This is a genomic window from Prosthecobacter fusiformis, from assembly GCF_004364345.1.
Taxonomy (GTDB): domain Bacteria; phylum Verrucomicrobiota; class Verrucomicrobiia; order Verrucomicrobiales; family Verrucomicrobiaceae; genus Prosthecobacter; species Prosthecobacter fusiformis.
The window spans coordinates 107647-132840 of the sequence record NZ_SOCA01000004.1 but is presented as its reverse complement, the minus strand read 5'-3'; the positions used below and the strand labels follow the sequence as shown (position 1 = coordinate 132840).

Here is a 25194-nt window from a genome sequence, read left to right as displayed (position 1 = left end):
GGACTATTGAGTCAAAAGACGGATGCTCCTCATCAGGCCGCACATAGGGCGGTCAATTTAAAAAAAAGCTGAGATTCACAGCAGTTGGTTCCATGCTTGGTGGCTACGCTGCGTTACACTTACCCCCACCCCGGCCAGCATGAAATTTATGAATGGGAACAGCGCCGTTGAGAATGGTACCAAAAGGAGTGCACAATACCCTTTTGGGTCGAACATTTTTCAAAACCAGAGGGCATCTATTTTGAGTTACGAGGCCCCGGACTGAAGAGAAATGGCTCTTGCCGTGTTTAGCTTCCAGTGCAAGCTTCCAGACATTATCCATCATGCTCGCCACTCAAAATCCACCTTTGCCGAAATTTTTCAGCGGATGGAACGGACGCTCGTTGGCTAAAAAAGTTATCATCCGAGCTTGTTCTTTTGAGGTGGCATCCAAAGCAAATTTCTGCATTAACCAACCCGTCCAATGAAGTGCGTATGCATTATCCCAGCGCGTGGGGGCAGTAAGCGCATCCCACGTAAAAACATCTTGGAATTCTGTGGCAAACCCATGATTGCATGGCCTATCGAGGCAGCAAAAGCTGCGGGCATTTTCGATCATGTCATCGTTTCCACCGATGATGAGGAAATCGCAGATATCGGCCGCGCATCGGGTGCTGAAATTCCCTTTATGCGCCCAAGTGAACTGGCCGATGATATGGCTGGGATCCGCGCCCCTGTGCAGCATGCCGTCCATCAATTACAGACATCCGGCTATCATCCGGATCTGGTATGCTGTCTGTATGCCACCGCTCCGTTTGTTAGGCCTGCGGATCTGTGTGCAGGAAGGGAGGCCCTTATGGCCTCCACAGCAGATCTAGCCTTCAGCGTAACTACCTTTCCTTTCCCTATTCAGCGGGCATTAAAGATCAACCCAAACGGACGGATGGAAATGTTCCAGCCGCAGTTTCAGCAGACACGCTCCCAAGATCTGGAACATGCCTACCATGATGCTGCTCAATTTTATTGGGGCCGCACTGAGCCTTACATGAAAGGCGTCTCATTTTACTCCCCAGCCGCAATTCCCGTCATTCTTCCCCGTTACCGCGTTCAGGACATAGACACCCCTGAAGACTGGCAGACAGCTGAGTTGTATTTTAAACTTCTGCTCCAAAAAGAACCTATTTCTGAGTAATTATGGCCGCGCAATTCCTTGTTGGCAACGTTCATGTTGGCGGTTCTTCTTCCCCCCCGCTATTCATCCCCGAAATCGGTGCCAACCATGATGGTGATCCCCAGGTCGCTGCTGAGATGCTGATTGAACTTGCCAGCCAGGGCGCAAAAGTGGCTAAATTTCAGTTTTATACCGCTGAAGAACTTGTGGCTGACACCGCACGGATTGTCGAATGGGGACCGGCAGATGCCCGCCGAAGCGAACCCGTCGGTGACATGTTTAACAGGATGAGCCTCAAGTTACCCGATCTGGCTGTCCTTTTCAAGCAAGCTCGGGAATTAGGTATCGAGCCTTTCGCCACGCCCTTTTCTGAAGCCGGGGCTGACAAGCTGGCTGAGATCGGGGCACGTTGTTTCAAGGTTGCCGCATCAGACGTGACGCATCTGCGTTTCCTTAAACATCTGGCCAAAATGGGCCTTCCCATCATTCTTTCTCTAGGAAAATGTACACTCGGGGAATCTGATACCGCCATAGCAACCTTGCTCGATCAGGGTTGCACAGATCTGGCAATTTTGCATTGCGTCGCCACATATCCGGCACCTGCCGAAGAGATGAATTTACGCACCATACCAGCTTTGGTGCAGCTTTATCCTGAATGCTGTGTCGGCCTTTCCGATCACAGCTTGGGTCATGAAATGTGCATCGCATCTGTCGCTCTCGGGGCCCAATTGATTGAGAAACACGTGACTCTAAGTCGGAAGCGTGAAGGACCCGACCATTGGTTTAGTGCAGAAACTGGCGAGGTCGGTGAGATTATTACACTGATGGAACGGGTGCATTCGGCTATGGGCACCTCGCGAAAACGCATTTTGGCATGCGAAACAAATGGCCGTGAGAAAGCCACCCGCTCGCTCACTTTAGCTCAGAATCTTGAGGCAGGAACTATCATTGAAGAACATCACCTCAAAGTGGTACGTCCTGGCAATGGCATTTCCCCAGCTATGTTTGATCAAGTGGTCGGTATGAAAATTGCCCAATCCCTACAAATTAATACGACCCTCACCTGGTCTCATTTCAAACCGAACTGATTATGGCACTTGATGAATCAAACACATTTGAATCACTCTATTCTCAAGGACAGGCAATCCGCCGCTTCCCAGATGAGGAAGTCGTTGCTTTATGCGGTCGCCAGCGTGGATTTAGCGTAGGGCTAGACTTGGGAGCAGGTAGTGGCCGGAATCTGATTCCTTTCCTCCTTTCGGTTCGTTGTCAGGGTTTTGTCATTGCGAGTGACCTAGCTCCTTCAGGACTTAAATCACTGGCAGATTGGTTTTGTAATCACGGTGCAGTAAAGGTGACTCCTCAAGAGCTACTCACAGACGCAGCCGAGCTTTACAGTAACATCCAAGTGACGGGCGATCATTGTATATATGCCATTCAGCGTCGGGCCTCTGGAGGTATGGATCCTCTCGATCTTTGTAGTATAGGGGCAGACTCAGAAACAATTTACCTCATTACCCTGTGCGCCCCCATGCAGCATCTCTTCCTAAACAAAGACAGCGTGGATATTATCGTCAACCGCGGTTCTATTTTTTATCTTAATTCGGACGATATTCAAAAATGCATCTTTGTGATGTATTCAATTCTAAAGCCTGGAGGCACCTGTCTAGTATCGTTCAAATCTGACCACGATGGTCGTTTTCTAACTGGCGCGAAACAGCCAGAATCCCCGACAGTTCGTATCGTCAACGAGGGAGCACAACTGGGATTGAAACTGGAATTTTTTGATCTTGAAAGAGTGAATCGCTCCATGAGCATCTTTCAAAATATTAAGGTCGGACATGTGGAGATTTTACACCCGACCGCATCCTATGCGTATGCAGACTGGATAGTATACGGCTATAAAAGTTAAGATTTGAAAACTCTGCTCCTATTTTTAGATGTCGGCACCAAGACAGGGCTGGGTCACTGGCATCGCTGCATAGCCTTGACTGGCGCGCTCGCTTCAAACCTGCGTTTGGTATGGGTTACCCCGCCACTTTCAGAAAGCCTCCAACAAGAACTTATCACACGAAGGATTCCCAGGTTGGAGATGCCTGAATGGTCCGTCGAGGCACTTCATTCATTGCTGGCAGAACAAGCTTTCGAGCCTCAGGGCTTTATTCTGGATCTCATCGCTACACCACTTCCTCTTGTAATAGAGTTAAAAAAGAGAGGCCTTGTTCTTAGCATCGGCGGGGCGGGCGAGGGTAGGGATGAAGTGGACGTACGGATAGATGGCATGATACCGCGCCCGGACTTCCATGGTAGATTCACCGGAAGAGAACTGCATCTGGGTCCCGAATTCGTCATTCTGCGTGACGTTTTTGTAAAAGCATCTCCACACTTACCCCCACCTGTTCTGAGTCGAGTCTTGATCACTTTGGGAGGAGATGCAGAGGGCCGTGGTTTGAATCTGGGACGGGATTGTGCACATACGGTGACCAGCCTCCTTTTCGATGTTGTCGTTGGACCTTTATATCGAGGCCGCCTTGAAGAAGGGCCAAGCAGCTTAACCTTGCATCAGACCCCAAATGACATGCTGACCATGCTCCAGAGAGCGGAGGTGGTCATTTGCAGTGGGGGGATGACAGCCTATGAGTGCTGCCGCCTCGGACTGCCTATGATTATTTTCCCCCAGACTCCCCTCCAACGAGATGCAGCTTGTACATTTGTTTCTCACGGTGCTGCATTGATGGCAGAAACCTCTCACGAAGTCTGTCAGACGCTCGTTCGCTTGCAAGATGAAGACCTCCGCGCCAGCCTTTCCACCCAAGCACAGAGGTTGGTGGACGGACAGGGCTTGTATCGCGTAGCTTCCCTGATTGAGTCGACTTTTTCAAACTAACATGACCCATTTCAGAACCCTTATGGTGATCGGAGGCAGCTATGATCAGTTGCCAATGATTCATCGCGCACGAGAACTCGGCTGTCGAACACTGGCCGTCGATGGAAATCCTTCCGCACCTGGCATGGAGCACGCCGATGAGGCCTTGGTCATCGATACTTCGGATCTGGATGCTGTGACAACTGCCGCGAGGCAGCATCAGATCTCAGGCATCTGCACCATGGCAACAAACCTGGGGCCCCGCACAGTCTCCCACGTCGCAGCCCAACTTGGGCTGCCGGCGGTCTCTTGTGCCGCTGCTGAGAACGCCACCGATAAAAATGCAATGAAAGCAGCCTGCCGGGCTGCTGGAGTACCTGTGGCTGCTGGAGAAACATGCTCCTCTGCTGAAGAGGCGGTCAGTGTAGCTCAGATTCACGGCTACCCACTCCTATTAAAGGCAGCTGATGCGTCAGGATGCCGAGGAATTGAGCCCGCTTTCTCTGAGGAAGAAATACACCAGCGGTTTGATCTCGCTCAGCGTGAATCCAGAAACGCACTGGTAGTCGTTGAGCGTTACTATCCAGACGCTAGGGTTATTGGGGCCGAATCTCTCATTAGTCGAGGGCATACCCACCTCATTTTTTCTGCTGAAAAGATGGTTAGGCGTCACCCGCGTATCAGCACGGCGGGAGTCACGGTCCCCACCGATTTAAGTAAAACCGAAACAGAAGAGCTCCGAGATCAGCTTTCAGCATTGCATAAGGCATTGGGGCTCGACATAGGGGCTTCTCATGTGGATCTGGTCCAGGCAGAGGGAAAATGGCTTGTCATTGATGTCGGTCCACGTTTGGGAGGCGGGCCGATGATTCATCACCTTGCTCCATCTTTAACAGGAGTGAATATGGTGGACTTTATTGTCCGCCAAGCCTTGGGAGAAGAGCCTGAAATCAACTCAAAAATCATTTCAGGTGTGGGAGTAGAACGATTTTTTTACTCGCCTGTGGAAGGACATCTTACCAGCATTCAACTACCAGCAATCCCTGCTGATGCACGCATGCAATGGCGCAAGCCCGTAGGAAGTCACATGGCACCAGACGGTCCGAATGTTGATCGCATCGGTTATCTTTCCCTTATTGCATCTGACCTCGCAACAGCAGAGCAACAAGTTGCTCAGATAGCATCCCAGATCCATTTGGGAGTCAGGCTTACCGACCAAACCATCCAATCAGTGGCACCACGCATCCTTTCCAGCGAAATCACTTTATGAGAGAGGCGCAGAAAATGCTCCCAACACTGCCTTTTCGGAAAGTGGCCATCCTCGGCGCTGGTAATGGAGGCCGTGCCCTCGCCGCCTCCCTCCGGATGCAAGGACAGCCAGTCACACTCTGGAACAGGAACTGGAACCATTTACAGGAGCTCCGCGCAACCGGGAAAATACAACTCACAGGCGCCCTCGAAGGCGTGGCAGAAGATATAGAGACGACTGACAATATCTCTGTAGCTGTACGTGATGCGGATTTAGTGATGCTGGTGACGACAGCGGATGCTCACCGTTTAGTAATTGAGGCTGCTGCGCCTTTTCTCGCTGCGGATGCGTGTATCTTTCTACAACCAGGACGCACGGGGGGGGCTTTCGAGATTCGGAAGGTCTTAAACGTTCTTTTGCCCGGCCATCGCATCGATATCTGCGAAAGCCAGAGCTTAATCTTCGCCTGCCGGGCCACAAGTGCATGCGAAGTGCGCGTGATCGGTATTAAAGAATGTGTCCCCGTGGCGGCATTGCCTTACTCACGAACCTCGGAAATCGTTCCCAGACTACGGTGCCTTATGCCGGGAATGAGGGAGGCTGAAAGTCTGCTTCATACCAGTTTCGAAAATATTGGTGCCATTTTCCATCCGGCCATTGTTTTATTCAATGCTGCTGCCATTGAGCGGGGTGAACAGTTTTTCTTTTATCAAGACATATCCCCCCTCGTCTCGGACTTTCTCTTGGAGCTGGATCAAGAGCGCATCAAGCTCGGCCGATGCTATGGGATAAATCTCAAGTCTATTTTTGAATGGATTGTCGCCGCTTACCCTGAAAGCTCGGGGGATACCTTACGCGAGCGCTTTCGTGGAAATCCAGCTTATCATGACATCACCTCCCCCACACAACTTCACAGCCGGCTATTGACGGAGGATCTTCCGACAGGACTTGTCCCCATGGTGGCATTTGGGGAACTCGTCGGGCTGGAAATGCCGCTCATGCGCAGCCTAGTCAATATTGGCTCCAGTCTTCTAAAGCGTGACTTTTGGGCTGAAGGACGCAACCTGCAGAGCATGGATTTGCAGGGGCTCAATGTACAGGACATTATACGAGCGGCCAGTTAACTCCTCCTCTCTCCCATATGCTCCCACTGCTGCCACACGAAATCATCGGCATGATCAGGCCCACCGTGGACTGCCATACCCTAGGCATGAGTTACGCGGCCAAACTGATCAAAGAATCTGGGTATCGGGCCATCATCGCTCCACGAGAAATCACGGATGCCGTCAACTTCATCTCCCATCCCGACAGCATCATTTGTATCCGTGACTGGGTGCTGGCGGAGGGAATCACAAGACTAGGTCTCAGCTATCGTTTAGATCCCACCCAGGCGTCCGAATATTTTGGCAAACTACTTTATCTGCTCGAAAGCCAGAAACTCAGGGTCGAGCATGGTGGTCCATTACGCGGCGTCTACTTCGCTGGCCTGCCACCAGCTTGTGACCTTATCACCAGCAAATATGGCAAGCAATTTCCTGTCTTTTGTGGAGATGAAAGTCCAGCTGAAAGCCTGGAAAAAATGGGGGTTCCCCAGCACCGTATTCCCGCTTCCCTCGCCAAAAACTCAGCCTATGATAACCTCCGACTCAACTTTGGGCATGAGCTCATCGCCGACGGTGCGTATTTAAAAATAAAAGCTGAAGACCGCTCAGGATACCCAGGATATGGCACCAGTACAGACCATGTGGTGAATCGTCTCGATCATATGCTGGCCCGCCGCCAATCACCTCTGTTGCGCGTCCATGTCGGCCCCTACTGCCCGAATCGGATGGAGGCCATCGAGCAGTTCATCATTTGGCTCGGCCAGCTTTCTAAAGCTGGTCTTCTGGATACGGTATCGATTGGGACATCACAACTAACTCAGGAGCGTTTTGGCGAAAACTGGGAAGACGCTCCCAATGGAGGAGGGGTTCCTGTTAACTCCGAAGCTGAATACCGGCGTATTCGGGAAGCCGCCTCCCCCATGCTAGTACGCACCTATGCGGGAACCACGAATATTCCAAAGCTCGCAACGATCCATGAGCGTTCCTTAAACATTGCCTGGCACGCCATGTCATTTTGGTGGTTCAGTCAAATGGACGGTCGTGGTCCTCATACTGTTTACCATAATTTAGGAGAGCACCTGGAAACCCTGCGCGTCATTGCCCCGACCAATAAGCCGTTTGAGCCAAACATTCCTCATCACTTCGCTTTCAGAGGAGGCGACGATGTCACGTATGTACTTTCCGCTTATCTCGCCGCTAAGACAGCCAAACGACTGGGCGTACGATACTTCATTCTCCAGAACATGCTCAATACCCCGAAATATACATGGGGAATACAAGACCTTGCCAAGGCCCGGTCCATGCTCACACTGGTTCGTGAATTGGAAGACGATACCTTCCGCGTCATCCTACAACCTCGCGCGGGATTGGATTATTTCTCCCCGGACCTGCAAAAGGCCAAGGCCCAGCTTGCCGCCGTGTCCGCCCTCATGGATGACATTGAGCCTGAGGACACCTCCAGTCCCCCGATGATTCATGTGGTCAGTTACTCCGAAGCCTCTCATCTAGCGGATCCTGACGTGATCAATGAAAGCCTCCAGATTACTCGTGCGGCCCTTACGGATTATCGTCTCCTTCGTGCTAGAGGCAAGGTGCCACACATGGGTCAGAACCGTGATTTAACCGACCGCACTACCCACCTTCTGGAAGAAGTACGTGTGATGATAGCAGCCATCGAGAAGGCCATTCCAGAACCTTACACTCAGCAGGGACTTTATCGGATTTTTGCTGCAGGTTTCCTAGCAGCTCCATACTTGTGGGAATGCCGGGAGGAATTTCGCCATGCAACCTCGTGGAACACTGATATCATTGATGGAGGTATCGCCATAGTAGACGCCGCAGGCAAACCCATAAGTGCCAAAATCCGCTCAGAGATCGCCACTACACAACTAAGCGATATTAAAATACCGCTTTAATCAAGCCTGCAAACCATGCGTGCGAGACATTTCCTCCACCATGGAATCACGACACTCCGCAACACCGGCTCTTCTGCATGACAAGGACTCTTTTAGTATCTGGAACACTTGCAGGCAAATCAGTGAGCAAACACCTGCGGTCTTGTGAAGCCTCATCAACTACGGTCCTTGAAATTGACACACACCTGAATCGCCATCTCTATCCCAATATTAAAAAATGGTTAGACTACACTGACGTCATTTCAAAAGAGCAAGCCACAGACATTGATCGCAAAGCAGACGATATACTCGATGAATTTCTAAGTGCTGAACTCTCGCAAGAAGGGATTCCAACCCACCGGAGTTTTCGAACTGCCTGCCTGACGACAGATGCGCGACGGCTGGTCATTGCCTATTTGATCAGCCTTCAGACTGCGCTCAATACCCTTGAGTCATCAGCATTTGAACGTATAATAGTCACCGCAGGCAGTGGCATCCATTTCGCAGCATGGCAGGAAGCAGCAAGTACACAATCCCTGCCTATCAGCTTTATTTACCCCGAATCAAGATCTCTTGATTTGCATAGACTGCTAAAAAAGGGTTGCCGGAAATTCACCCAATTTTTCAAGGTTAAAACACCCCAGCTCAGGCACGCTGTCGCAACAGCAAAAACATCTCTCAATGAGAGCATCCTTTGCACTAGCGAACGTCTCGTCCGACTGCTTTCCGAGGACTCATCCATTAGCGGACTGCCTTTTGCCCCTTTACCTGAACTGGGAAGTAGAAAAGATGTTAAAAAGATTCGCAGCAACCAACAACTTTTTCTTCATTGGTGGAAAAACTGGCAACAAAAATTCCTGCCTGAAAAGGTCCTAATACAAACCTATGGTTTCAGGAATATTTTAAATGCACTCGGAACTCAAGCTGTGCATAAAGTTTATCCACGCTATGCCTGGGTTTACAATGAAGCGTTAAAATATCTTCAACAACATCGTCCGCGCATTTTGCTGTGCGATACTCAAGTAGGCACTCCAGAGCGTATGTGGAGTCTGGCCGCTCAAGAACTGAAAATTCCAGTCATCGCATATGTTTACGATCAGTTGCCCAACCCGCGTTTTTCCTTTAAGCCCGACTTTGTACTCAGTGACAGTGGCCGCACAACTTTAGTTTCCCTCAAACGCGGAATACCTCAAGAAACATTGCTAAATATCAGATCGCATAGGCAAGCGCGTCTACCAGTCCCTCAGCAGCCAGCCCTTCGGCCACTCGCTGTATATGCCGACAGCTATTATGTAGGGACCACCTCTGTCACAGCCCCCAATTTCAGCTATCGTTATTACCACATTGTGGTAGAGGCCGCCAAAAAACTGCCCGAACACGACTTCATTATCAAGTTTCACCCTTTACGCGGAAAAAAACAGGCTGATTTAGGATTTGTTGCCTTTGATGAAACAGAACTGGCACTTCGTAAACGCTATATACGGGCGCTTTGTCCTCCTGCCAACCTACGCCTCATGGATCCAGAATCGAATTTGATCCAGTTGCTGAGGAAGACATCTGTTCTGTTGAACTACAATTCTACAGCAGCTCTCGAGTCGTTTGAAATGGAAGTGCCTGTTATCTTTTTGAAAGCCCCTGAACGCGAAGTCCCTACTTATCTCCGGATTCACGATTTTAATGCCTGTATAGTTGCAGAAAATACGGAGGCGGTGGTCACTAAAATCGAGGAACTCCGGACACACAAAGACATGCGTGATACGCATATTCTAAATCAGAAACGGTATCTTCAGGAGGTTTACTGGCCTACTGGACTTTCTCTTGGAGATGGACTACGCACTTGCCTGAGTCGTCTGTCATGATCTTTATCCGTCCGTTTTTTTAACGGGTTAGGATGAGCGTAGTAACGTACACGACGGCCAACAAACGCCAATCAATCAGCGTCATTTTGACACATTTGTGTCGGGCAATCGAGACAGCTTAGCAAATTGGTTTTTGTTTTTTGTAAATTACAATGCAGGCCGAAGCCTTGCCAAATAAGGACTAACGCTTCATTGCGACTTCATGGCACAGTGTAAGCAAAGGAAAAGGCAAACAACCCTGCTTTCACACCATGTCCCCTGAAAAATTCACCGTCAAACTCCAGGAAGCTTTCAATGCCTCCCAATCCGTGGCCACCCGTTATGGTCACCAGGAGGTCAAGGCCGCTCATCTCCTCACTGCGCTCCTTGACCAGGAAGGAGGCATTACATCGCCTCTCTTTGAGAAGGCATCCGTAAATCCAGATGCTTTTTCAAGCTTCGAGTCCCAGCTCGCCAATCTCCTTTCGCGCCAACCAAAGGTCAGCGGTGCCACTGGCAGTCTCTACCTTTCCGGCGAATTCCGTGACTTGATGACCAAGGCTGAGGACGAGCAGAAGAAACTCAAAGACGACTTTCTCAGCGTCGAGCACATCCTCCTCGCTCTTTTCAAAACGAAGACTGACGTCAGCGACCTGCTCAAGCAGGCTGGCCTAACTTATGATACGGTTTCCAAAACGCTCGCCACCGTCAGAGGTAGCCAGCGCGTCGTGGACCAGGACCCTGAAGGCAAATACCAGACTTTGGAAAAATATGGCACCGACCTCACCGCCCGTGCTAAACAGGGAAAGATTGACCCCGTCATCGGCCGTGATGAAGAGATCCGCCGGGTCATGCAGGTGCTCAGCCGCCGCACCAAAAACAACCCGGTGCTCATTGGTGAGCCCGGCGTCGGCAAGACCGCCATTGCTGAAGGTCTAGCCCGTCGCATTGTGGCCGGTGATGTGCCGGATTCCCTCAAGGGCAAGCGCCTGATCAGCATGGACCTGGGCGGGATGATGGCCGGGGCCAAGTTCCGTGGGGAATTCGAAGAGCGCCTCAAAGCCTTCCTCAAAGAAGTCACCAGCAGCGAGGGGGAAATCATCCTCTTTATTGATGAGCTCCACACCATCGTCGGTGCAGGCAAGGCTGAAGGTGCCATGGACGCAGGCAACCTGCTGAAGCCCCAGCTCGCCCGTGGTGAACTCCGCTGCATTGGTGCCACCACTCTGGACGAGTACCACAAATACATCGAGAAAGACCCGGCCCTCGAACGCCGCTTCCAACCAGTTCTTGTGGGCGAGCCCAGCGTCGAGGACACCATCGCCATCCTGCGAGGTTTAAAAGAACGTTATGAAGTGCACCACGGAGTGCGCATCCAGGACGGTGCCATCATCGCCGCAGCGACTCTAAGTAACCGTTACATCACCGACCGCTTCCTGCCCGACAAGGCCATCGACCTAGTTGATGAGGCTGCCAGCCGCATCAAGATTGAACTGGATTCCATGCCCACCGAGATTGACGTCATCGAGCGCCAGATCATGCAGGGCGAGATGGAGCGCCAGGTCCTTAAAAAGGAAAAGGATCCTGCCAGCAAAGCCCGGCTCGAAAAGCTCGAAAAAGAAATCGCGGATCAAAAGGAACAGTCTGCCGCCCTGAAAGCCCAATGGCTTAAGGAGAAAGAAACCGTGGATGCAGGTCGCAAGGTAAAGGAGGAGATCGACCGCCTACGCACGGAACTTGAGCAGGCACAACGTCGTGGCGACTTCGGTCGTGCGGGCGAGATCCAGTATGGGCTCATCCCTGATCTGGAGAAGAAGCTCCAGCACGAATCCCTCACTGAAGCCACCGAGAAGCCCAAGTCCCAGCCCACGTTGCTGCGCGAAGAAGTTACCGAGGACGACATCGCCCGCGTCGTCGCCAACTGGACCGGCATTCCGGTCTCACGTCTTCAAGAAGGCGAGCGCTCAAAGCTCGTTAAAATGGAAGACCGCTTGGCCGACCGTGTCATTGGCCAGCGCGATGCCATCGTTGCCGTCTCCAATGCCGTCCGCCGTGCCCGTGCTGGCATCCAGGATGAGAACCGCCCCATTGGTAGCTTCCTGTTCCTCGGCCCGACCGGTGTTGGTAAAACGGAGTTGTGCAAAGCCCTCGCTGAATTCCTATTCGATGATGAGAACGCCATGACCCGCATCGACATGAGCGAGTACATGGAGAAGCACAGCGTTAGCCGCCTCATTGGCGCGCCTCCCGGATACGTCGGTTATGATGAAGGTGGACAGCTCACGGAGGCCGTCCGCCGCCGCCCGTATAGCGTCGTGCTTTTTGATGAAGTGGAAAAGGCCCACCCGGATGTCTTCAACAGCCTGCTGCAAGTCCTTGATGATGGCCGCATCACCGACGGTCAAGGCCGCACGGTGGACTTCAAAAACACGGTCATCATCATGACTAGCAACATCGGCAGCAGCGCCATCCAGGATGTGACGAATGCCGAGCAGCGCGATGCCCTGGTGCGTGAATCGCTGAAGCAGTTCTTTCGCCCTGAGTTCCTCAACCGCATTGATGAGATCGTCATCTTCGACCGCCTCGATGCCGGGCAGCTCGACAAGATTGTTAAGATCCAGCTTCAGCGCGTTATCACCCGCCTAGCCAAACAGAACATCCATCTCACCGTCACCGACGATGCCACTCGCTACTTGGCAGACGCTGGTTTTGATCCCGTTTTCGGTGCTCGCCCGCTCAAGCGCGCTATTCAGAAGCACCTGCTTGATCCATTGAGCATGGCTGTATTGGAAGGCGGTTTCAAAGATGGCGACCAGATCACCGCCACCATGAATAACGGACGGGTGGAGTTCCTGAAGGCATAATTTTCATCGGTCGGGTGCCACTTTCACGGCTCCATTTGGGAGCCGTGATCCGTAGTTCATGAGATGAATCTCCCTTTCTGCCTGCCGCTGATCACCTGTTTGGCAGTTCTTACCTCATGCTCTACCGCCATGAAACAGCCACCCGTAAAAACCGTCTCTCATGTAGATCTTAAACGTTACATGGGGGACTGGTATGTCTTTGCCCATATTCCCTACTCGCTCGAAAAAGGCAAAGTGGGCACGCTGGATCGATATGCCATGAGGCCTGATGGGAAGATGGACAACATATTCCTATTCCGGCGCAAGACGCTGGAGGCTCCGCTGGAGCAGTGGAAAGGTACGGCCTGGGTGCATAACAAGGAAACCAATGCGGAGTGGCGGGTGCAGTTTATCTGGCCACTGCGGGCCAAGTACCTGATCACCGACCTGGACCCGGACTATCAATGGAGCGTTATTGGTTATCCTAACCGCAAGCTCGCCTGGGTGCTCAGCCGTAAACCGATCTTGGATGAGGCGACCTATCAAGGCATCCTCAAACGGCTGGAGGCACAGGGTTTCGAACCGAACAAGCTGGTCAAAGTCCCGCAAAATCTACATTGACCACGAAAGCTGCCCAAGGCTATTCAGCAGCAGAAGGCGCAGCCTTTGAGGCTACCCATTTCCATGCCCGATCCCCAATCCTCAAAGAACGATGCTGGCTGGCATCTGCAAAACACTTATTCCCGGCTGCCGGGGCTTCTTCACGTAAGCGCCAGCCCGGTGCCAGTGAAGAGACCCGCACTCAAGGTCTTCAACCATGAACTGGCGCGGGAACTGGAACTGAATGGATCGGCGCTGGACACGCAGGAGGGAGCGGAGATCTTTGCGGGCAACCGTATTCCGGGTGGAGCTGAACCCTTAGCCCAGGCCTATGCAGGACATCAATTCGGCCACTTCACTACGCTGGGAGACGGGCGTGCGATCTTGCTGGGCGAGCAGCTAACGTCCGTTGGAGAACGGTATGACATCCAGCTCAAGGGATCTGGCATAACACCGTTTTCACGCCGGGGTGATGGGCGCGCAGCCCTGGGGCCGATGCTGCGGGAATACATCATCAGTGAGGCGATGCATGGGCTGGGCATACCGACGACGCGGAGCCTGGCGGTCACCACCACTGGAGAGGCGGTCTATAGGCCTCAACCACTGCCTGGGGCGGTGCTCACCCGCGTGGCCGCAAGCCATATCCGAGTGGGGACCTTTGAGTGGGCAGCGGCCCATGGGGATACGGCTGCCGTGAAGGCCCTGACAGACTATACCATCGCCCGTCACTATCCAGAGGTGGTCGGGAGTGCTGAACCGTATCTGGCATTCCTCAAAGCGGCGATAGACCGGCAGGCGGCGCTCATCGCGAAGTGGCTACAGGTTGGCTTCATTCATGGGGTGATGAATACGGACAACATGGCGCTCTCCGGCGAGACCATCGACTATGGTCCCTGCGCCTTCATGGATGTTTATGATCCGGCGACGGTATTCAGTTCCATCGATCGGCAAGGACGCTATGCATATGGTAATCAGCCTTCGATCGCCAAATGGAATCTGGCTCGTTTTGCAGAAGCGCTGCTGCCACTGCTTCATGCTGATGAAGAGAAGTCCGTGGAGCTTGCGAATGAGGCCATCGAAAGCTTTGGCAGAATTTATGAGCAATATTGGTTAGATGGGAGGCGAAAAAAGCTCGGTTTGCATACCCAGGAGGACGGAGACCGGGCCTTGATACAAAGACTGCTGAACTGGATGAAGGATGCCAAGGCAGACTATACCCTGACATTCCGAAGTCTGTCAGCGGACACCCCCCTGCCGATGGATGCACCTTTTCAAATCTGGCACGGAGAATGGCGGGCGCGGCTGGCACGTCAGCCGCAGTCCATGAGTGAAGTCGTGACTTTAATGCAGGCTCACAATCCGGCCTTTATTCCGCGCAATCACAAGGTGGAAGAGGCACTGGCTGCGGCAGTAGAAAGAGATGACTTATCCGTGATGGAGCGGCTTTTAAGCATCCTGAAGAAGCCCTATGATTATAGCGTGGATGCACCTGAATACAGTGCCCCTCTAGACGCAGGCGCGGACGGATACCAGACGTTTTGCGGGACTTAGACAGACCTAGGTCAAAAGCCGGGACCGGGAGGGCGGCGGCCACCCGGAGGACCCATGCCTGGGGGACCGCCACCGGGAGGAGGCCCGAAACCAGGGCCACCCCGACGCCCACGACCGCCACCTGGAGGACCGCCGCCTTGCTTCTCAAAACTAGGATCCGGCTCGCCTTTCCATAACCGCCCCATATAGGGAAATTCATCGGTGATGCAGTAGTGATAGATTCCTTCTGGGTATTCGGGGGTGACACCAAAACGGCCGTGGCATTCATCCAGGTCGCCAAGCCCAGGGACGTATTCGTAGTCCTCGGTATAATAACCGTCGTATTCGCCACCAGGGCCACGATTGCCACCCGGACGAGTGCCAGTTTTCAGACGGTAGCTGGTGCGCATCGAAACGACTGGGCTGGTAGCATCCTGTGGATCCTGATGACTGCGGCTGGCATAGATCGGGAAACCATCGGCAGCCCAACCGAGGAGGAGCATTTTCCCGGATTCCACACCGCCAAGCTGAGCGATGAGACCAGTGGGAAGACCATGATAATGATAGGCGCCATTGGGCTGCACATGGGCCTCATTGCCATCCAGACCGAGATTGATCTGGCCACTCTTGGCTTCAGCCACCCAGCCGGAGCGGGGATCGCGCTGCCAGAATTCGGCTGTCCCTGGTTCAAAAGGCACTCCGTTCACCGCCACGCCGAAAAAAGCACGTTGTGAGGGAGTGGGTTGAGGGCCAACTTTGGGCCGGAGGGTCATACGAAATTCGTATTTTTGTGGGGCGATGGCATTGGGATTGCCTTCATTGGGGAAATCTCCGGTAGGATGATTGGGGATGCCGTTGGAGGAGATGACGCGTTTTCCTCCTTCTTCTCGAATGGTGACTTCGGGCTGGGCATTTTGGGCCAATAAGCTGGGAATCAAGAGGGACGAAAGGAACCAAATTCGTTTCATACCACGAATACAACACGTGAATGCGGCGTAGGCCTGCGGATTTACCTACGCTTAACAATATTCTTTCTCATGCCTTCGCTCTTGCCAGGAAGGCACCTTTGCCGATACTCGCCCGTTCTTTCGCCAACACCCCCATATGGCCCAACCGTTTCTCACCCAGGACTTTCACATCCGCTGGTCCACTCTGGATACAGCAAGCATTCAGGCAGACATCCAAACCGCTCTGGATGGGGCGGAGGGAAACATCAACCGCCTGGTGGATCAGGACCGGGGTAAGATGAGCTTCGACACAGTGGTGCTGGCGCTGGATGAGTCCACCCGCGCACTCAATGAGGCATGGGGCTTGGTGCAACATCTGGATGCGCTGTGCAATTCCCCTGCCCTGCGTGAGGCGCACAATGCGATGCTGCCTCTGGTGAGTTCATTCTTTGCCAAAATCCCGCTCAATGAACATCTGTGGGATCTGCTGGAAACTTATAGCAAGACGGAGGAGGCCAGAGACCTGCCGCCAATACGCAAACGAGCGCTGAAGGAGACGATGGAAAGTTTTATCCAGGCCGGTGCCAACCTGCCGCCGGAGAAAAAGACGCGTCTGGAGGAGCTGGAATCTGAGCTTTCTCAGGCTACGCAGAAGTATTCGGAGAATGTGCTGGATTCCACCAACAAGTGGGAGCTGATCATCTCCGATGTGGAGCGATTGAAAGGGATGCCAGCCTCCGCTATTGAGGCGGCACGGGCAGAGGCAGTGGCGAAGGGGCTGGGCACGCCTGAGGAGCCGTATTACCGCATCACACTGAAGGCTCCCTCCATGATCCCGGTGATGGAGTATGCGGAAGATGAATCCCTGCGCAAAGCGGTGTGGGAAGGATCTGCAAGCATCGGGCGTGGTGGTGACCACGACAACACGGAGCTCATCTGGAAAATCCTGCGGCTGCGGCATGAAAAGGCGCAGTTGATGGGCAAGAGCAATTTTGCGGATCATGTGCTGCAACAACGCATGGCCAAGAGCGGCCAGGGCGCACTGAATTTCATCGAGAACCTGCACGCAAAGGTGAAGGGCGGATTCGACCGTGAGACGATCCAGTTGCAAGAGTACCGGGCGGATGCCGTGGGGCAGGCTGCGGATCTTTTGCAGCCTTGGGAGGTCGGTTTCTGGGCGGAAAAGCAGCGCAAGGCAGAGTATGATTTTGATGAGGAGGAATTGCGCCCCTACTTCCCGCTGGACCGTGTGCTGGGCGGGATGTTCAGGCTGGCGGAGATGGTTTTTGACCTGCGCATTGTGGGCCGGGATGTGGTGCACTATCCTGCGGGTGAAACTGGTCCGGCAAGTACGCAGCCGGGTGAGCTGGGGCCTGTGGAGGTCTGGCATCCGGATGTGAAGTTTTATGAAGTGCGCAATGAAAAGGGAGTGCACATCGGCTCCTTCTTTGCCGACTGGCATCCGCGTGATTCGAAGCGCGGGGGTGCGTGGATGAACTACTTGAAGGGCGGCGTGCCGCCGAGCGGTGACCGTGACCGGAGGCTGCATCTGGGCCTAATCTGCGGAAATATGACCCCACCTGTGGACGGCAAGCCTGCGCTGCTGACGCATGACGAGGTATGCACGGTGTTCCATGAATTTGGCCACTTGCTGCATCAATTGTTAGGCAATGTGGAGATCCCTTCCCTGAACGGGGTGAATGTTTACTGGGACTTCGTGGAGCTGCCTTCGCAGATCATGGAAAACTTCTGCTGGGAGCGGGAGAGCCTGGATCTTTTTGCGCGCCATCACGAGACGGGTGAACCGATCCCGGCGCGGCTGCTGAAAAAAGTGCTGGCTGCGAAGAACTACCGCAGTGCGAGCGACATCATGCGCCAGCTATCCTTTGGCAAGCTGGACCTGGAACTGCACATGCATCATGCGACTGAGGAGGGAGCGGACCTGGACCAGCTCTCGCGCCAGCTTTTGAAACCGTATCTGATGCCACTGAAGACGGAGACGCCATCCATGGCACGGCGGTTCGGCCACCTGTTCAGCAGCCCGGTCGGTTATGCAGCGGGTTATTACAGCTACAAATGGGCGGAGGTGCTGGATGCGGATGCTTTTACCCGCTTCCAGAATGAAGGTGTACTGAACCCGAAAGTGGGCCGTGAATTCCGTGACAAGGTTCTGAGCAAAGGCAACTCCGAGGATCCCGCGAAGCTGTTCCGTGATTTCATGGGCCGTGACCCGGACCCGATGGCGCTGCTGATCCGTGCGGCGCTGACGTGAGCATTCGATCAATCCAAAATCCAGGACGGAACCCCGTTGGGGTTGCGGGCCGATGATGATGCTGCTTCCTGATCCCAGGGTTGTGCCAACCCTGGGCTAGTTCCGTAAGCCCTTTGGGCTTTTGTAAGGGACTCAAACAGGTCAAAGATGAGGAGAGGGGGACTTGCGTGGCGCAGTTTTGAGTGGGAGATAACGCGATGGAGAAGACGGAGGCCATCCTGATCGGGCGCATGCGCTACTCGGAGACGACGCTGATCGTCCAGTGGTGCAGTGCGGAGCAGGGTCTTTTCCGGACGATCGCGAAAGGTGCACTGCGGCCGAAATCGGTGTTTGCAGGGCTGCTGGATTTGTTCGTCTCGGCAGACATCAGTTATACTCATGCGCGCAAGAGTGACCTACATACGCTGGTGGAGGCACACTGGCAGAACCCGAGACTGGGCCTGCGGAGCAGCTATGGACGGGTGCTAGCGGCGACTTATCTGGTGAAGCTGATCTCCTTGGTTGTAGAGCCGCATGCACCGCTGCCCGCGATCCATGAGTTGCTGATCAAAGCACTGGACTACCTGAATGAGAAGGATCCCAGCCGGGCCTTTATGGAGCGTTTTGAACTGCGGCTGGCGGAGGATCTGGGGCTGGTGGGCCAAGGTGGCGCGGCGGGGAGCCAAGCGGCGCATGCCATTGAGGAGAGCTTCCACAAACGGCTGCCCGTACAGCGGAGGCAATTGCTGACTTGGATCGAGCAGCGTCCTGGGTAAGTCTCAAGCGTATCTGTGTATCCTCATGCCATGATTGACCTCGACGCAAATGCTACGACCCAGCCGGATCCGGCGGTGATTGAGGCGATGCTGCCGTTTCTGACTCAGCATTATGGAAACCCATCGGCTGCCCATGCGGCAGGACGGCGGGCAAGGCGGGCGGTGGATGCGGCACGGCAGCAGGTGGCAGTATTGATCGGAGCGGAGCCGCAGGAAATCGTCTTCACCAGCGGCGCAACGGAGAGCATCAGCAGTGTGCACCTTTCAGCCTATCAAACGGGGCGTGAGCATCCCCTGTTGATCATCAGTGCAGTAGAACATGCAGCGACACAGGCCTGTGCAGAGCGATGGAAAGCACAAGGGGGGCGTGTGAAAATCATCCCCGTTTTTCCCAATGGGCTAGTGAATCTGGAGGCGCTAGAAAGTGCCCTGGAACCAGGGAAGACGGCGCTGGTCTCCCTACTGTGGGCCAACAATGAAACGGGGGTGGTGCAGCCGATGGCTGAGGTGGTATCCATGGCTCATGCAGCCGGGGCGCTGGTGCATGCGGATGCCGTGCAGATGGGTGGAAAACTGCCCGTGGATGTGCGCAAGGTAGGGATGGACTACCTGAGCATGAGCGGACACAAAATGCATGGGCCGAAGGGCATCGGCATATTGTTTGTGAATCGCCATGCACCATTCCATCCGCTGATCATCGGCGGGGGACAAGAATATGAGCGGCGCAGCGGAACAGAGAATGTGCCGGGAATCGTGGCTATGGGCAAGGCGGCGGAACTGGCACAACAACACGTGCAGTCACCAGAAAGTCAGACAAGCATGGCACGGCTGAGGGATCACCTGGAGCAGATGCTACAGGAAGCTTTGCCTGAAATTGTCATCCATGGCCGGGAGGTCCTGCGGCTGCCTAATACATCCTCCGTCTATTTTCCAGGCGTGGATGCGGCGGGGCTGATCATACGGCTGGATCAAAAAGGTATCGCATGCTCGGGAGGGTCGGCATGCCACAGCGCATCGCTGCATCCCTCCCACGTGCTGGAGGCGATGGGGTATGATGCAAGGCATGCAGGCAGCACGGTACGTTTTTCATTATCCCGCCTAACAACAAATAGTGAGGTAGAAAAAGCTGGAGGGGAAATCATCGCAGCGGTGCACCATCTGCGGGCGCAGTGGGACCCGGAAGTGGTGGTAACGATGGCTTGAGTCAGGTCGGAGATACAACCTGCAAAGGCCGTCAGTTGGAATAGCTGATGAAGATGAACAGGAGAATAAGGCCGAGGATGACGGCGATGGTGATCTTGACCCAGCTCAGAGGATATTCGCCAGTGATCTTGCCAGTGACACCGTTGACGGCGACCTGATAGTTTTTGGTGCCGTAGGTATAGGTGAGCAGCCAGATGGGAAGCAGGATGTGCTTGAAAGTCTGGGCGCTGTATTCAGGGGCAATCTGGAGATTCCGCTGAGTATCCCCGGGAACCTGGGATGAGCAGGTCTGGCGGAGGAGGCCATCCATTCGCTGACGGGAATGTTGGGCGGACTGGATGAGGTCAATCTGGTATTGCTCCACGACCCATCCAGAGAGGTAACCGGCATCGTAGGGGACGAGCTCGGTGGTGGTGGGGAATGGCTCAAGAGCGCTGAGGAGGGCGGCGTGGACGCCTTTGGATGCGGGCACGAGGACGTCGTCGAAGTCCTCGCTGACGTGACCACTGGCGTGCTCCCAGCGAGTGTGCTGCTGCTGGCGGCCCTGGCTGTCCCGAGTGTAATAATGGTATCCGGCCTCGGCCTGCCATGGACATTCGGCGTGGGCATCAAAGGTCCAGTAAGGGAGATAAAGACCGTGAAGGGTATCAGTCAGCGCTTTATCACTGAGATTGCTACGAGCCCAAAAGTGGCTGCCATACCAGCGGCGGATGTCTTCGCGGACGGTGCCTTCGGCAATCTTAAAAGGCAGCAAGCTGCCGGGCCGGATGGGAGCCTGCATGTCATTGACATCAAGCAGCGCGGAGGAGCCACAGAAGTCACAGCGCTGAGCGACGCGTTTTTGATCGAAGACGGAAATGGCCTGGCAGCTTTGGCAACGGACGGTTTTCCGCTGGGCCTCCCAGCCGCGCTGGTCATCCGGAATGGAGCGCAGGGCGGAGACGAGGTCGTTTTCCTCAATGAGGGTGCCATCGGCCTTGAGCTCTGCCGGAGAGACGGTACCGCAGTAAGGGCAGACCAGGGATTTTTTGGCCGGGGTCCAGACAGCCTCGCCTCCGCATCCGGGGCAGGCAAATTTGCTGATGGCAGTGACTTCAGTCATGCGATCCAATGGGCCAGATGGAGCGCGGATGCGCAAATCAAAAGCTGATGAAAGAGCAAATCGTCACCGGACTGCGGAAACAGCATGTTGATCACACCAGCCAGAAAAAGATGATGCCGATGAATGTAGGAAGGAGGGCCCCCGTGAGCAGTCCGAGGGGGCTGATGCCTTCATCCCCAAAGGCCTTGGCCGTCTGAAGGATGCCGACACCGGCGGGATTAGGCGCATTGGCGATGACGGTTAGGCCGCCGCCGGTGACAGCCCCGGCGACGAGGGCATACTGCAGTTCCGGGCTGATGCCTTCAACAAGAGAGCCCAGATAAGTAAGCGCGGCATTGTCCGTCAAGGCGGTGAGACCGGTGGCCCCGAAAAAGAGAGCATGGCCGCTGAGGCTGCTAATGAGGGGTTTCAGCCAGTAAGCCTGCAAGGAGCCAAGGGTGACAAGACCGGCGAGGAAGAAACCAACGAGGAGCCCCTCCTTGAGCTTCAACTGGTCCTGGAATTCACGGGTGGCGGAGACGAGTCCCAGGAAGAGCATAAATATCCCAAAAAAGACATCGGGATGATGGGCGAAACCGACGACGGCAGCGAGGAAGAGCATATGAAGGACGGTGAGCCAGACAGGAACGGCACCGCTGCGGTTGGGCACGGCCGGAAGAGCCATCAGCTCCCGTCGGAAAATGAAGAAAATGATGGCGGTGGAGAAGAAGCAACTGAGGACAGCGCGCCAGCCGAAATGGGTGAGCATGAAGACAGTATCCCACTGCCATTTGGCAGCGACCATAAGAACGGGCGGTGCGGCGAAATGGGTGAGGGTGCCGCCGATGGAGACATTGACAAAAAGCAGGCCCAGCGTGGCATAGGCGAGGCGGCGGCTGATGCCCTGGTCAAAGTAACGGCGCTTTAAAACGAGCGCAAGGAGGGTCATGGCTGCAGGCTCTGTAATGAAGGAGCCGAGCAAGGGCCCGACAAAGAGGGCAGCGACGTAGAATGACATGGCCTCCCCCCAGGGAAGGAGTCGGGCGATGCCGCTGATGAGACCTTCGGCCAGTTTCACAACGGGCCGGGTCGCGGCCACGACCATCACAACGAGGACGAATTTCGGCTCGGTATAATTGAGGCTTTCAATGTAAACGACGGCATCATGGACGGATCCAGTTAGGGCAATAATCCCGGCGAAAAGGGCGGCAGCCCAGAGGCCGAAAACGACTTCAGTTTCCGCCAGAAAGTGCAGCAGATTCTCCTGAATGGAACCACTGGGGTATTTGTGCGCCCAGTGCGCAAAACGCTTCACTGCAAAGGTGTGCAGGATGGCCAGCGCGAACAGCACCGTGGCGAGGATTTCCATGGGGGCGGGGTTCATCCAGAGAGCCTAGGGAGATGAGCGGCACAGGCAACCCAGGATTAACTTTTCCCAAAAAAAAGTCAGTATTATTTTAATCTTTGTTAGGCCTGAGTGAAGCTTGCACACTAACAAAACGGCCCGGAGAGTGTCCGGGCCGTCGATGGGATTGTGAGGAGGGGGGAGGTTTAATCGCTAACGATGGTTTTAAAACCGCCGTAGGCCATGCGCTTGCAGTCGAATGGGGGCTGGCCGCCGTGGTCAGGGCAGAACTCCATCATGCGGGGATCGGCCATGACTTTGGCATTGACCTCATCGCGATGGGCTCGGGATTCATAGACGATGTAAGCGAAGACAACGGTCTCTCCTTCTTTGGCACCTGCGAGGGTGGGAAAGGAAACCATGTCTTTGGCATCGGTGTCCTCGGCAACGCATTCGCGGTAGTCGAGGGCACCATGTTCTTTCCAAATCACGCAGGCTTTTTCAGCGATGGCTTGGTATTCAGGAATCTTGTCGGTAGGGACGGGGATGACGAATCCATCTACGTAGTGTGACATAATGTTAGGTGGTTAGGTTTGGGTGTGGGAGATTAACGATGAAGGAGGGCAGCCCAAGCTTTGCGCTCAACCCAGAGTAGGAAGAGGGCGAGGAGGCAGATGCCGATGATCATGGGATTCAGCAGGCCTTCGCCTTGGGTAACGAAGGTGTGAAAAGCGAGGATATTGACAATGATGGGTCCGAGCACCAGGAGGCCGAGATTGCGGGTGCGGGGGATGAGGACCAGCAGACCGCCGATGACCTCCAGCACTTTAACAAAAGTGAGGTAGCCCGTGGGGGCAAAGGCGGCCATGAAGGAGGCAGCAGCGCTGCCTTCCGGTGGTGGGGGAGCTTCGACGAGATTCAGGAGTACAACGACACCTGACATGATGAAGAGGAGACCGAGGAGGCCTCCGGCGATGAGGGATGCGATTTTCATAGGGATGGGAGCGGGAGATTTGTTTCAGTGGATGGTTTAACCTTGAAGAGCCGCGGGGTCCATCCACATGACTTCCCAAATGTGGCCGTCGAGGTCCTGATAACCGTGGGCGTACATGAACCCGTGGTCCTGGGGTTCGTTGTAGGTGCTGCCGCCTGCGGCGACGGCGCTGGCGATGAGGGAATCCACCTCCTCCCGGCTTTCGCAGGAGAGGGCGATGAGCACTTCCGTGGCCTGAGAGGCATCCACGAGGCTTTTGCCCTTTGGCATGAAACCCTGGAATTTATCATGAGTGAGCAGCATCGCGAAGATAGTGTCGCTGATGACGAGGCAGGCAGCGGTTTCATCACAAAACTGAGGATTGAAGGTGTAACCGAGCTGCTTGAAAAAAGCCATGGACCGAGGCAGGTCCTTCACGGGCAGATTCACGAAGATCATTTTGTTGGTCATGGCAGGAGGACGCTGTGAGAAGGATTCGTTGGGGAGCCTTGTAGTGGCTGTTCAATGAGATGACGAATGGACGAAGCCTGAGAGGACAGAGAGGGTCATCTTTTTTATTTGGACTCTTTTGCCGCAAGCAAAGCAGCGAGGCTATCCAGGCTTTCACCCCAGCCGTCCTGGATGCCCATGCGGACAAAGGCATCGCGAATGGCGGGTGAGACGAAGCGGATGCGCAGGTCCATGCGGGTGTGTCCATCGCCCTCGATGAGGCTGACGCTGAGGCGCATTACACCAGCGGGGTTGGTCTCCTCCGGAGTGCGCTCAGGCTTGACGACGTCATGCCATGCGGGCGGGTGATCCGTGCAGTCCATGGTCATGACCCAAAGGTCTGGAGACTGGATTTCCAGGTATCGTCCGTGCAGGGGATAATCGGTGCCGTCAGGACTGCGCATGGTGACGCGGTATTCGCCACCGGGACGGGGATCCGTGATGCAGACGGCATTGGTGAAGGCGTGGGGGCCCCACCACTGGGAGAAGGTGGCCGCATCAGTCCAGGCCTGGAACAAGTCCGCAGGGGAAGCCTCGAAGCTGCGGGTCATGGACCATTCATCGGCTGAAACATGGCTGGAGAGATGGGCCTCCAACCGGTCGAAGTTTTCCTCGTTGGCGGCGGTGATGAAAGACCTGAGTTTTTCCGCCTCGGCGGGGGATTCAAACAGCATGTGCCAGGTGAACCGGGAGCCATTGGGCTCGGCCTCAAAAATGAGGGTCATGTCAAAGCGGTGAACGGACTCCAGGTGTTGGAAAACGATGCGCTGGCAGGGGATGACCTCGGTGAATTTTTTGACGGTGTCATAGTCCTTGCCATCGGGTCCATGCATGGTGAAGAGCCAGTCCCCGCCGGGGCGGAGATCGAACTTATGGAAGGTGTTGGTGAAGCCTTTCGGGCCCCACCACTGGATGAGCTGGGCTGGATCGCTGAAGGCCTCAAAGAGCCGGTCCCGACCGACGTTAAAGTGGCGTGTGCTGACGATGGCGCCAGCAGGGGCGGATGAAGAAGAGGCATTCATGCGATGAGAAGG

Annotated in this window: 21 protein-coding genes; 14 read left to right on the top strand and 7 right to left on the bottom strand. The window is 54.5% G+C overall.

Annotated features, from left to right (window positions below; genetic code table 11):
• Nucleotides 1–463 precede the first annotated feature (463 nt).
• The 11 genes from pseF to EI77_RS13220 all read left to right on the top strand — a co-directional run bounded on the left by pseF (nucleotide 464) and on the right by EI77_RS13220 (nucleotide 15095).
• Nucleotides 464–1171: a pseudaminic acid cytidylyltransferase gene (pseF, locus tag EI77_RS13270; RefSeq protein ID WP_133795766.1), complete on the top strand. Its 708-nt coding sequence runs from the start codon at nucleotides 464–466 to the stop codon at nucleotides 1169–1171.
• Nucleotides 1172–1173: 2 nt separating this feature from the next.
• Nucleotides 1174–2238, top strand: coding sequence for an N-acetylneuraminate synthase family protein (locus EI77_RS13265; protein ID WP_133795765.1), 1065 nt, complete (start codon nucleotides 1174–1176; stop codon nucleotides 2236–2238).
• 2 nt (nucleotides 2239–2240) lie between these two features.
• Nucleotides 2241–3062 carry a class I SAM-dependent methyltransferase gene (locus EI77_RS13260; protein ID WP_133795764.1) on the top strand — a complete coding sequence of 274 codons (822 nt, stop codon included), beginning with the start codon at nucleotides 2241–2243 and terminating at the stop codon, nucleotides 3060–3062.
• 3 nt (nucleotides 3063–3065) lie between these two features.
• Nucleotides 3066–4037: a glycosyltransferase gene (locus EI77_RS13255; protein WP_133795763.1), complete on the top strand. Its 972-nt coding sequence runs from the start codon at nucleotides 3066–3068 to the stop codon at nucleotides 4035–4037.
• Nucleotides 4015–5286, top strand: coding sequence for an ATP-binding protein (locus tag EI77_RS13250; RefSeq protein ID WP_133795762.1), 1272 nt, complete (start codon nucleotides 4015–4017; stop codon nucleotides 5284–5286). The genes EI77_RS13255 and EI77_RS13250 overlap by 23 nt, the downstream gene beginning before the upstream one ends.
• 14 nt (nucleotides 5287–5300) lie before the next feature.
• Nucleotides 5301–6389 carry an NAD/NADP-dependent octopine/nopaline dehydrogenase family protein gene (locus tag EI77_RS13245; protein WP_166647233.1) on the top strand — a complete coding sequence of 363 codons (1089 nt, stop codon included), beginning with the start codon at nucleotides 5301–5303 and terminating at the stop codon, nucleotides 6387–6389.
• 86 nt (nucleotides 6390–6475) lie between these two features.
• Entirely contained in the window at nucleotides 6476–8284 is a 1809-nt protein-coding gene (locus EI77_RS13240) for a hypothetical protein (protein WP_208300349.1), read from the top strand.
• 77 nt (nucleotides 8285–8361) lie between these two features.
• Nucleotides 8362–10122 carry a hypothetical protein gene (locus EI77_RS13235; RefSeq protein ID WP_133795760.1) on the top strand — a complete coding sequence of 587 codons (1761 nt, stop codon included), beginning with the start codon at nucleotides 8362–8364 and terminating at the stop codon, nucleotides 10120–10122.
• Between the two features lie 251 nt (nucleotides 10123–10373).
• Entirely contained in the window at nucleotides 10374–12965 is a 2592-nt protein-coding gene (gene clpB / locus EI77_RS13230) for an ATP-dependent chaperone ClpB (RefSeq protein WP_133795759.1), read from the top strand.
• 129 nt (nucleotides 12966–13094) lie between these two features.
• Nucleotides 13095–13565: a lipocalin family protein gene (locus EI77_RS13225; RefSeq protein WP_166647232.1), complete on the top strand. Its 471-nt coding sequence runs from the start codon at nucleotides 13095–13097 to the stop codon at nucleotides 13563–13565.
• A 63-nt stretch (nucleotides 13566–13628) separates the two neighbouring features.
• Complete coding sequence (locus tag EI77_RS13220; RefSeq protein ID WP_133795757.1) at nucleotides 13629–15095, top strand: protein adenylyltransferase SelO; 1467 nt, start codon at nucleotides 13629–13631, stop codon at nucleotides 15093–15095.
• Nucleotides 15096–15106: 11 nt separating this feature from the next.
• On the opposite strand, the gene EI77_RS13215 is transcribed toward EI77_RS13220, so the two are convergent.
• Nucleotides 15107–16042, bottom strand: a complete 936-nt coding sequence (locus EI77_RS13215) for a YHYH protein (protein ID WP_133795756.1) — start codon at nucleotides 16040–16042, stop codon at nucleotides 15107–15109.
• Nucleotides 16043–16178: 136 nt separating this feature from the next.
• Here EI77_RS13215 and EI77_RS13210 point away from each other — a divergent pair, with 136 nt between their 5' ends.
• From EI77_RS13210 to EI77_RS13200, 3 genes are all read left to right on the top strand, one after another.
• Nucleotides 16179–18293, top strand: coding sequence for a M3 family metallopeptidase (locus EI77_RS13210; RefSeq protein WP_133795755.1), 2115 nt, complete (start codon nucleotides 16179–16181; stop codon nucleotides 18291–18293).
• Between the two features lie 197 nt (nucleotides 18294–18490).
• Entirely contained in the window at nucleotides 18491–19048 is a 558-nt protein-coding gene (gene recO, locus EI77_RS13205) for a DNA repair protein RecO (RefSeq protein ID WP_133795754.1), read from the top strand.
• A 30-nt stretch (nucleotides 19049–19078) separates the two neighbouring features.
• A complete protein-coding gene (locus EI77_RS13200) occupies nucleotides 19079–20251 on the top strand; it encodes a cysteine desulfurase family protein (protein ID WP_133795753.1) in 1173 nt (390 codons plus the stop codon).
• Between the two features lie 31 nt (nucleotides 20252–20282).
• On the opposite strand, the gene EI77_RS13195 is transcribed toward EI77_RS13200, so the two are convergent.
• From EI77_RS13195 to EI77_RS23375, 6 genes are all read right to left on the bottom strand, one after another.
• Entirely contained in the window at nucleotides 20283–21353 is a 1071-nt protein-coding gene (locus tag EI77_RS13195) for a TFIIB-type zinc ribbon-containing protein (protein ID WP_208300348.1), read from the bottom strand.
• 91 nt (nucleotides 21354–21444) lie between these two features.
• Nucleotides 21445–22716, bottom strand: a complete 1272-nt coding sequence (locus EI77_RS13190) for a putative Na+/H+ antiporter (RefSeq protein WP_133795752.1) — start codon at nucleotides 22714–22716, stop codon at nucleotides 21445–21447.
• Between the two features lie 167 nt (nucleotides 22717–22883).
• Nucleotides 22884–23252, bottom strand: coding sequence for a DUF1428 domain-containing protein (locus EI77_RS13185; RefSeq protein ID WP_133795751.1), 369 nt, complete (start codon nucleotides 23250–23252; stop codon nucleotides 22884–22886).
• Between the two features lie 32 nt (nucleotides 23253–23284).
• Nucleotides 23285–23671, bottom strand: a complete 387-nt coding sequence (locus tag EI77_RS13180; RefSeq protein WP_133795750.1) for a hypothetical protein — start codon at nucleotides 23669–23671, stop codon at nucleotides 23285–23287.
• A 36-nt stretch (nucleotides 23672–23707) separates the two neighbouring features.
• Complete coding sequence (locus EI77_RS13175; RefSeq protein WP_133795749.1) at nucleotides 23708–24121, bottom strand: VOC family protein; 414 nt, start codon at nucleotides 24119–24121, stop codon at nucleotides 23708–23710.
• A 104-nt stretch (nucleotides 24122–24225) separates the two neighbouring features.
• The gene (locus tag EI77_RS23375; RefSeq protein WP_166647231.1) at nucleotides 24226–25182 is read right to left on the bottom strand and encodes an SRPBCC domain-containing protein; all 957 of its coding nucleotides are present in this window, start codon (nucleotides 25180–25182) and stop codon (nucleotides 24226–24228) included.
• Nucleotides 25183–25194 lie beyond the last annotated feature (12 nt).

Coding starts and splice junctions, on each gene's coding strand:
- EI77_RS13260 (WP_133795764.1), top strand. CDS start 2,241: ATGGCACTTGATGAATCAAACACATTTGAATCACTCTATTCTCAAGGA.
- EI77_RS13235 (WP_133795760.1), top strand. CDS start 8,362: ATGACAAGGACTCTTTTAGTATCTGGAACACTTGCAGGCAAATCAGTG.
- EI77_RS13215 (WP_133795756.1), bottom strand. CDS start 16,042: ATGAAACGAATTTGGTTCCTTTCGTCCCTCTTGATTCCCAGCTTATTG.
- EI77_RS13220 (WP_133795757.1), top strand. CDS start 13,629: ATGCCCGATCCCCAATCCTCAAAGAACGATGCTGGCTGGCATCTGCAA.
- EI77_RS13225 (WP_166647232.1), top strand. CDS start 13,095: ATGAAACAGCCACCCGTAAAAACCGTCTCTCATGTAGATCTTAAACGT.
- EI77_RS13185 (WP_133795751.1), bottom strand. CDS start 23,252: ATGTCACACTACGTAGATGGATTCGTCATCCCCGTCCCTACCGACAAG.
- EI77_RS13175 (WP_133795749.1), bottom strand. CDS start 24,121: ATGACCAACAAAATGATCTTCGTGAATCTGCCCGTGAAGGACCTGCCT.
- pseF (WP_133795766.1), top strand. CDS start 464: ATGAAGTGCGTATGCATTATCCCAGCGCGTGGGGGCAGTAAGCGCATC.
- EI77_RS13180 (WP_133795750.1), bottom strand. CDS start 23,671: ATGAAAATCGCATCCCTCATCGCCGGAGGCCTCCTCGGTCTCCTCTTC.
- EI77_RS13200 (WP_133795753.1), top strand. CDS start 19,079: ATGATTGACCTCGACGCAAATGCTACGACCCAGCCGGATCCGGCGGTG.
- EI77_RS23375 (WP_166647231.1), bottom strand. CDS start 25,182: ATGAATGCCTCTTCTTCATCCGCCCCTGCTGGCGCCATCGTCAGCACA.
- EI77_RS13190 (WP_133795752.1), bottom strand. CDS start 22,716: ATGAACCCCGCCCCCATGGAAATCCTCGCCACGGTGCTGTTCGCGCTG.
- EI77_RS13195 (WP_208300348.1), bottom strand. CDS start 21,353: ATGACTGAAGTCACTGCCATCAGCAAATTTGCCTGCCCCGGATGCGGA.
- EI77_RS13210 (WP_133795755.1), top strand. CDS start 16,179: ATGGCCCAACCGTTTCTCACCCAGGACTTTCACATCCGCTGGTCCACT.
- EI77_RS13265 (WP_133795765.1), top strand. CDS start 1,174: ATGGCCGCGCAATTCCTTGTTGGCAACGTTCATGTTGGCGGTTCTTCT.
- EI77_RS13240 (WP_208300349.1), top strand. CDS start 6,476: ATGAGTTACGCGGCCAAACTGATCAAAGAATCTGGGTATCGGGCCATC.
- clpB (WP_133795759.1), top strand. CDS start 10,374: ATGTCCCCTGAAAAATTCACCGTCAAACTCCAGGAAGCTTTCAATGCC.
- recO (WP_133795754.1), top strand. CDS start 18,491: ATGGAGAAGACGGAGGCCATCCTGATCGGGCGCATGCGCTACTCGGAG.
- EI77_RS13245 (WP_166647233.1), top strand. CDS start 5,301: ATGCTCCCAACACTGCCTTTTCGGAAAGTGGCCATCCTCGGCGCTGGT.